At 62.5% G+C, this 7,971-nt stretch carries 8 protein-coding genes and 1 pseudogene; 6 read left to right on the top strand and 3 right to left on the bottom strand.

The genetic code is table 11. From position 1 onward, the window contains the following. Nucleotides 1-299 (top strand): hypothetical protein (locus VG320_RS03345; RefSeq protein WP_327198741.1); only part of this gene is annotated, 299 nt, incomplete at its 5' end. Between the two features lie 10 nt (nucleotides 300-309). Here VG320_RS03345 and VG320_RS03350 read toward each other — a convergent pair. Then, on the bottom strand, nucleotides 310-1,056 hold the full coding sequence (locus tag VG320_RS03350) for a hypothetical protein (RefSeq protein WP_327198742.1): 747 nt from the start codon (nucleotides 1,054-1,056) through the stop codon (nucleotides 310-312). A 15-nt stretch (nucleotides 1,057-1,071) separates the two neighbouring features. Next, nucleotides 1,072-1,815: a hypothetical protein gene (locus VG320_RS03355; RefSeq protein WP_327198743.1), complete on the bottom strand. Its 744-nt coding sequence runs from the start codon at nucleotides 1,813-1,815 to the stop codon at nucleotides 1,072-1,074. Between the two features lie 167 nt (nucleotides 1,816-1,982). Here VG320_RS03355 and VG320_RS03360 point away from each other — a divergent pair, with 167 nt between their 5' ends. The 3 genes and pseudogenes from VG320_RS03360 to VG320_RS03370 all read left to right on the top strand — a co-directional run bounded on the left by VG320_RS03360 (nucleotide 1,983) and on the right by VG320_RS03370 (nucleotide 5,520). After that, nucleotides 1,983-3,416 carry an aldehyde dehydrogenase family protein gene (locus tag VG320_RS03360; protein WP_327198744.1) on the top strand — a complete coding sequence of 478 codons (1,434 nt, stop codon included), beginning with the start codon at nucleotides 1,983-1,985 and terminating at the stop codon, nucleotides 3,414-3,416. 184 nt (nucleotides 3,417-3,600) lie between these two features. Continuing rightward, nucleotides 3,601-4,791 (top strand): annotated as a pseudogene (locus tag VG320_RS03365) (NAD(P)H-dependent flavin oxidoreductase). A gap of 84 nt (nucleotides 4,792-4,875) precedes the next feature. Then, nucleotides 4,876-5,520 (top strand): OmpW/AlkL family protein, encoded by a 645-nt coding sequence (locus VG320_RS03370; RefSeq protein WP_327198745.1) that lies wholly within the window; start codon nucleotides 4,876-4,878, stop codon nucleotides 5,518-5,520. A gap of 84 nt (nucleotides 5,521-5,604) precedes the next feature. Here the strand turns inward: VG320_RS03370 and VG320_RS03375 are convergent, their stop codons facing one another. Continuing rightward, on the bottom strand, nucleotides 5,605-5,808 hold the full coding sequence (locus tag VG320_RS03375) for a DUF1289 domain-containing protein (RefSeq protein ID WP_103703832.1): 204 nt from the start codon (nucleotides 5,806-5,808) through the stop codon (nucleotides 5,605-5,607). Between the two features lie 502 nt (nucleotides 5,809-6,310). Between VG320_RS03375 and VG320_RS03380 the strand changes: the two genes are divergently transcribed. Together VG320_RS03380 and VG320_RS03385 are read left to right on the top strand one after the other, a co-directional pair. Then, nucleotides 6,311-7,411 carry a polyamine ABC transporter substrate-binding protein gene (locus tag VG320_RS03380; protein ID WP_327198746.1) on the top strand — a complete coding sequence of 367 codons (1,101 nt, stop codon included), beginning with the start codon at nucleotides 6,311-6,313 and terminating at the stop codon, nucleotides 7,409-7,411. A 112-nt stretch (nucleotides 7,412-7,523) separates the two neighbouring features. Continuing rightward, a partial coding sequence (locus VG320_RS03385; protein WP_414695956.1) for an ABC transporter ATP-binding protein occupies nucleotides 7,524-7,971 on the top strand: 448 nt, incomplete at its 3' end.

The raw sequence follows: 7,971 nt of genomic DNA on the forward strand, positions 1-7,971 counted from the left end.
TTTTGACGGATTTGACCGGGCTGTTTTCCAGTGCATTCGGTCAGGCGCTGTTCGGCATGCTGTTATCGGGCGGTGTCGCGTGGCTGGCATGGCGGCGCTATCGGCTTCTCACGCGCTACGAGCAGCAGAACTACGACTGGTATATCGCCCAGCATCCGCCGCGACAGGCGAGCCGCCCGGAATGCAGCAAGTGCGGCAGCACAATTTTACGTACGGCCCGGCTCATGCGCTACACGTATTCGGTCGAGCACGCCTGCGGGACATGTGGAACGCCGCTTTATTATTCGGAAGAGCGCTGAATCGTCCGGTTCAATCGGTCGAATACTGGAGGGCGGCGGGGATGCTATAGACATCGTGGCGATATTCCAACGTCGCACTGCCACGCTGTGCTGGCGATTTGCTTACCCAACACTTCTCAGGGTTCCCGCTTACCGTTTCCTCGATCGTTGTCTCTTCGATCTTGAGCGCCGCGTAGCCGCTCGCCTGCGCGGCACCCAACGTAGTCGTGCGAGTCGTGGTGGTCGACTCGGAGTCACACGCACCGCCCCGGTCTGCAGTCCATTCGCCGACCTTCAGGCGGTCCAGCACGGTTCGCATCCGTGCGTCATCAAGCAGATACAGGCTCAGTGTCGTCACACCGGACATCTCTGCGGGATATCCCCCCGACGACTTCAGCCGCACGCCGAACGCGCGCTGCGTGGGCGTGAGCTGATAGCGTGCTGTATCGACGACGATACCGTCGAAGAAGTGATCTGGCTCATAGTGGATCGCATGCGCCTGAAACTGATGCGCGACGATCGCGCCCGTAGTCGTATCGGCCACCAGAACGTCCACGTCAACCGTGCCGCCACCGTCTTGATCGGCTGGATTTTGCAACGGCAATGCCGCGATTGTCAGTGCTTCGTTCGCTGGCCAGATTTTGCACGCTGCGTGTTCCCGGTCGAGCGTATGACCGGGATGCAGTTTCTCCATCCACGCCTGGAAGTGTTGTTCGCAACCCGCGTGGGCGAAGAGCGGAGCAACGCTGGCGACGAGACAAAACAGGGGGCGTTTCATGCGTGCGCTCCAATATCAGTCGCTGTACTGCATAGCCTTGGGTACGGTGTATTTGCCGTTCTTATATTCGAGCGTGAAGCCGGTGCGCTTCGACGACTTGTTGACGTCGTACTTGCAATCGCCGTTCTGCACGACGTTGACGGTTTGCGCGGACTTCTCCGTGCCCTTCAGCGCCACATAGCCTTCCTTGCCCGCCGGACCCAGGTCAAGGGAGCGCGTCGTATTGCTGAAGCTGCCCGCGCAATTGCCGTCCCACTCGCCACCCGAATCCTCGACGATCAGACGATCGACGACCATACGCAGGCTCTGCCCGTCGATCACGTAAAGGCTGAGCGCGGTCTGCCCGAACGGATTGACGCGCGATGAGCCTTCATGCGCCACGCGAATGCCAAACGCGCGGTTCTGCGGCGTGAGTTGATAGCGTGCCGTGTCGATCGTCAAGCCGGAGAATCTCACGGCGTCATAGCTGAAGGCCGACTTCTGGAACTGATGCGCGATCACCGTTCCTGAGGCCGTATCGGCCACCAGCACTTCGAGATCGTCCGTGCTCGTGTCGTCATTGCTGCCTTTCTGCGGCAGCGGCAGCGCCGCAATCGTCAGCGCTTCGTTCGCGGGCCAGGCCTTGCAGACGGCATGTTCCGCATCGAGCGTGCGGCCCGGATGCAGTTGCGCGGTCCACTTCTGGAAGTTGTCCTCGCAACCAGCGTGAGCGAGCAGTGGCGTAAGACCCATGGCGAGAGAAAGCAGGATGCGTTTCATGAAGCGCGTCGGCGAGTGAAGGAGCGCGCCAGTATAAGGGTGCGACCAAAACCATAGCCCGAATGTGCGCAACGCTTTCCGTATGCGTCAAGCAGGCTAGAATGCGTGATCGTCGCGTCTTCAAAGGCGCGCAAGAACACGCACACAACGGAGACAGGAGCACGCACATGAAACAGTTCGACCAGCTCTACATCAACGGCCAATGGATTGCGCCGCAAGGCAAGGGCACGATCGACGTGATCGATTCGGGCACCGAGGCCGTCATGGGCCGCATCCCCGAAGGCAACGAAGCCGATGCCGAAGCCGCCATCGCTGCCGCGCGCACCGCCTTCGACGCCTGGGCGGCCACGCCTGCCGCCGAGCGCGGCGCGTATCTGCAAAAGATCGCCGATAACCTCAAGGCACGCACCGACGAACTCGCGCAACTGATCGCGGGCGAAGTGGGCATGCCACTCAAGCTCGCGCGCGCGATTCAGGTGGGCGGCCCGGTCTACAACTGGGGCGCCTACGCGAAGCTCGCGAGCGAATTCCAGTACGAGGAACAGGTCGGCAATTCGCTCGTCGTGCGCGAGCCGGTGGGCGTCGTCGCGGCCATCACGCCGTGGAACTATCCGCTCAACCAGATCACGCTCAAGGTCGCCGCCGCGCTGGCCGCGGGCTGCACCGTCGTGCTCAAACCCTCCGAAATCGCGCCGCTCAATGCCTTCGTGCTCGCCGAGGCGATTCACGAAGCCGGCCTGCCCGCAGGCGTATTCAATCTTGTGAGCGGTTACGGCCCGGTCGTCGGCGAATTGATGGCGCGTCATCCGCAAGTCGATATGGTCTCGTTCACCGGCTCGACGCGCGCGGGCAAGCGCGTGTCGGAAGTTGCGTCGGCGAGCGTCAAGCGCGTGTCGCTGGAGCTGGGCGGCAAGTCGGCTTCGGTCGTGCTCGACGACGCCGACTTTGCCGCTGCGGTGAAGGGCACCGTGGGCGCATGCTTCCTGAATTCGGGGCAGACCTGTTCCGCGCACACGCGCATGATCGTGCCGGAGTCGCGCTACGAGGAAGCGCGCGAGCTGGCCAAAGCCGCCGCAGAAGCCTACACGGTCGCCGATCCGCGCGACGAAAAGGCGAAGCTCGGGCCGCTCGCCTCGAAGGTGCAGCAGGAGAAAGTGCAGCACTACATCGAGCGCGGCATCGCCGACGGCGCGGAACTCGTCACGGGCGGCGCCGGCATGCCCGACGGCCTGACCCAAGGCTTCTTCGTGAAGCCGACGGTGTTCGGCCGCGTGCCGCGCGACGCCGCCATCGCGCAGGAAGAAATCTTCGGCCCGGTGCTGACGATCATCACCGCCAAAGACGAGGACGATGCGGTGGCCATCGCCAACGATTCGCTCTACGGTCTGGGCGGCGCGGTCTGGGCAGGCAGCGACGAGCGCGCAATGCGCGTTGCACGCCGCATCCGCACGGGCCAGATCGACATCAACGGCGGCGCATGGAATATGGCTGCGCCGTTCGGCGGCTACAAGCAGTCGGGGCATGGCCGCGAAAACGGCGTCTATGGGCTTGAGGAATACCTCGAATACAAGTCGATGCAGTTCAAGGTGCCGAAGGCCTGAGCCGTTGCGCCGAACAGGTGTTGAACAAGCGCTGAAAACGTCGCGCCTTGCGACGTCTTGATAAAAATCATTGATGCGGGAGCCATATGTGGCTCCCGCATTTGTTTTTGACTTTTATCAATGCTGCCATTGGGGTGCGCGCGACCATAAGCGTTTTGTCATCGACAACGCCAAGCGGGTCATCATGTTTCCAGATCATTCATTCGCGCCGCTCCAACTTCGTGGCCGTCAACTGCTGCCCATCGTGCAAGGCGGCATGGGCGTCGGCATTTCCGCGCACCGGCTCGCGGGCAGCGTTGCGCGCGAGGGCGCGCTCGGCACCATCGCGAGTATCGACCTGCGCCACCATCACGCCGATCTCGTCTAGCAATGCCGCGCCGATCCGCGTCACGAAACGCTCGCGCAGGCCAATCTGGTCGCGCTGGGCCGCGAGATCGAGTCCGCGCGCAGGCTGGCCGACGGCCACGGCATGATCGCCGTGAACGTCATGAAGGCCGTCAATGCCCATGCGGATTACGTGCGTGCCGCCTGCGAGCATGGCGCCGACGCCATCGTCATGGGCGCGGGCCTGCCGCTCGATCTGCCCGATCTCACCCAGGGCGTGGATATCGCGCTGATTCCGATTCTCTCCGACGCGCGCGGCGTGTCGCTCGTACTCAAGAAGTGGATCAAGAAGGGCCGTCTGCCCGACGCCGTGGTGCTCGAACATCCGGCGCATGCGGGCGGCCACCTCGGCGTGACCGATCTCGCCGATATGGACAACGAGCGCTTCGGATTCGAGCGCATCTTCGAGGAACTCGACGGCGTGTACGCCACGCTCGGCATTACGCGCAGCGACGTGCCGCTGATCGTCGGCGGCGGCATCAACAGCCACGAGGCGGTGCGGCGCTGGCTGCAGGCGGGCGCCAACGGCGTGCAGGTAGGCACGCCGTTCGCCGTGACGGAAGAGGGCGACGCGCATCCCAACTTCAAGCGCGTGCTCGCCGACGCAACGCCCGAGGAGATCGTCGAATTCGTCAGCGTGACAGGGCTGCCTGCGCGCGCCGTACGAACGCCGTGGCTCGATCGTTACCTGCGCAACGAAACGCGTATCCGCACCAAGATCGGTCAGGTCAAGAACGCCTGCCCGACGGGCCTCGAATGTCTGTCCGTGTGCGGCCTGCGCGATGGCATCGAAAAGTTCGGGCACTTCTGCATCGATACGCGTCTGGCTGCCGCGCTGCGCGGCGACGTATCGAATGGGCTCTTTTTCCGTGGGCGCGAAGCGTTGCCTTTTGGCAACGCCATCCGCTCGGTAAGAGACCTTCTGGAGCTGCTTTTGACGGGTTCTGCGCGACCTGCGGTCGCACATCGCGCGGCGTTTGCCCTCAACTGATTCGAATCAAGAAATAGGTGGCCCCTGCCTCGGAGAATTCGCAGTGTCTTGCGAATCACCGCGGGAACCACAGGGGAATTCACCATGAAAAATCAGATCAAGACCATCGCGGCCGTGGCTGCTCTCGCATTTGGCGCCGCTTTCAGCGCGTCGACGGCTCAAGCCGCTACGACGCCCGACACGGGGATCTACGCAGGCGACTGGCTCGTGCGCCTGCGGGCGATCAGCATCATGCCGCAGTCGAGCACGAGCGGCACGCTCACCACGCTCAAGACCGAAGTCAACAACGCCATCGTGCCCGAGCTGGACTTCACCTACATGGTGACGAACCACATCGGCGCGGAACTGATTCTGGGCACCTCGCGCCATCAGGTCACGTCGAGCCTCGGCGCGCTGGGCGGCGTTGGCGTGCTGCCGCCCACGCTGCTGCTGCAGTATCACTTCAACAACGCCGGCGTGTTCCGGCCTTACGTGGGCGCGGGCATCAACTACACGCTGTTCTATAACAACGGCCTGCACGCGGGCGGCCAGCCGGTGTCGATCGACAACCATAGCTTCGGCCCGGCGTTGCAATTCGGCGTCGATTATCAGGTCGCGAAGAACGTGTTCGTCAACGCGGATATCAAGAAGATCTGGATGCGCACGGGCGCGTCGCTCAACGGCTCGTCGCTGGGCACGCTCTATATCGACCCGATCATCGTGGGTATCGGCGTCGGTATGAAGTTCTGAGCGGTGCTGCACAGGATCGAACGCCAGGAATCGAACGCCGGCTAGTCCGGCGTTTTTTATGCCCGGAAGGCATCGTTGCGCGATTCAGGCGTTTTTCGGTTGAAAGCGCATGGCGGTGCCTTCGCGCTCGATGCGGGCCCAGATGGCCTGCTTTTCTTCGTCGCTCAGGAAGACCCAGTTGGAGACTTCGATCGCGGTGCGGCCGCAGCCTTTGCAGATGTCGTCGAACAGCGTGGAGCACACGCCGATGCACGGGCTGTCGGGGAGGTCGTGGAGATTGGATGCCATCGATATGTCTTTGGGGCGGGATGGCCGGAGCAGAACAAGCAAACCGGCCGGGCGGAAAACCCCGCTATGTTAACCGATTCGCGGGCAACGGCTTTTCTTGCCCATCCGCGCAAAAAGGCAAGGATTTTCTTACCGTGCGCAAGGACTGCCGCAAGCCCCCCGTCACGCTCGCCCAAAGGACGGCGATGCAATCCGGATCGGCGCGCCCCGGCTCCCATGCGGCGGCGTCGCAGGAATGTTGCGTCCACGTTTTTTTTGTAGACAGGGACGCTCAAACGGCTAAAATTGCGCGCGATTTGCCGCCTGCCAGACTTGCGCCCGGAGCCTGTTCCGTTTGCGCGACAAGCTGACGTTCTTTTTTGTCGCCTGGCGCGATTGATGGTAGGTTCGGTAAATTCTGGGGGGCGCCTTGGACGGCGCACATGCGGCGCAACGCTGCCGGGCAACACGCCGAGCATCATTTCAAACGAACTCGGGCGGCAGGCTAAGAACGGAGAACGGGATGAAGAAACGGGTTTTGGCGAAACTGGCTGTGCTCGCACTGTGTGCGTCGCCGTGGGTCGCGTCGGTGGCGAAAGATACGCAACTGAACGTCTACAACTGGTCCGATTACATCGCCAAAGACACGATTCCGAACTTCCAGAAGCAGACCGGCGTCACCGTCAAGTACGACAACTACGACAGCGACGACACGCTGCAGGCCAAGCTGCTCGCGGGCAATTCGGGCTACGACATCGTTGTGCCGACGACCAACTACGCGGGCAAGCAGATCGCCGCCGGCATCTTCTCGCCGCTCGACAAGTCGAAGATTCCCAATCTCAAGTATCTCGATCCGCAGCTGATGGCGCTGGTCGCCGGCGCGGATCCGGGCAACAAATTCGCGGTGCCCTGGGCCTATGGCACGACGGGTCTGGCCTATAACGTCAACAAGGTGCAGCAGATCTTTGGCAAAGACGTGCCGCTCGACAACTGGGACATCCTCTTCAAGCCCGAGAACATCTCGAAGCTGAAGGCTTGCGGCGTGTCCGTGCTCGACGCGCCGGACCAGTTCTTCGCCGCCGCGCTGCACTACATCGGCCGCGACCCGCTTTCGACCAATCCGGACGACTATCGCGCCGCACTGGCGATGATGAAGAAGATCCGTCCGTACATCACGCAGTTCAACTCGTCGGGCTATATCAACGATATGGTCGGCGGCGATGTCTGCTTCGCCTACGGCTGGTCGGGCGACGTCGTGATCGCCAAGCATCGCGCGATCGAGGCGAAGAAGCCGTACAAGATCGAGTACTACATTCCGAAGGGCGGCGCGCCGATCTGGTTCGACGTGATGACGATTCCGAAGGATGCGCAGCACAAGGATGCCGCGTACCAGTGGATCAACTACATCGAGACGCCGCAGGTCCACGCTGCGATCACCAACGCCGTGTACTACCCGAGCGCCAACGCGGAAGCGCGCAAGTATGTGAACAAGGACATCGCCAACGATCCGGCGGTGTATCCGTCGCCGGAAGTGCTCAAGACGCTGTTCCTGCTCAAGCCGCTGCCGCCGGAAATCCAGCGCCTGCAGACGCGTCTGTGGACCGAGTTCAAGTCGGGCCGCTGACGCGCCCGGCAGCGTAGTTTTACGTTTTATCCAAAGCCCTCGGCCAGCGCCGGGGGCTTTGTTCGTCAACCCCGTCAAGGTATCAAGTCAGAAAGGCAGGGCAGAGAGAATCATGAGTGACCAGTCGAGTGTGCCGGCCGCAGCCGGCGCGCTGCCTACGGGCTTCGCCGCGAGCGATCCAGCCGCGGACAACTTCGTGCAGGTCGTCGATGTCGTCAAGAAGTTCGGCGACACGACGGCCGTCAAGGGCGTCAACCTGTCGGTGAAGAAGGGCGAGCTGTTCGCGCTGCTCGGCAGTTCGGGCTGTGGCAAGTCCACCTTGCTGCGCATGCTCGCCGGTCTGGAAACGGTCACGTCGGGCAAGATCCTGATCGATGGCGAAGACCTCGCCGCGCTGCCGCCGTACCGTCGCCCGGTCAACATGATGTTCCAGTCGTACGCGCTGTTCCCGCACATGACGGTCGAAGGGAACGTCGCTTTCGGACTGAAGCAGGAAGGCGTGCCGAAGGCGGAACTGAAAGAGCGCGTGCAGTCGGTGCTGGACCTTGTGCAGATGGGGC

Origin of the sequence: Paraburkholderia sp. (assembly GCF_035948235.1) — a bacterium.
Classification (GTDB): domain Bacteria; phylum Pseudomonadota; class Gammaproteobacteria; order Burkholderiales; family Burkholderiaceae; genus Paraburkholderia.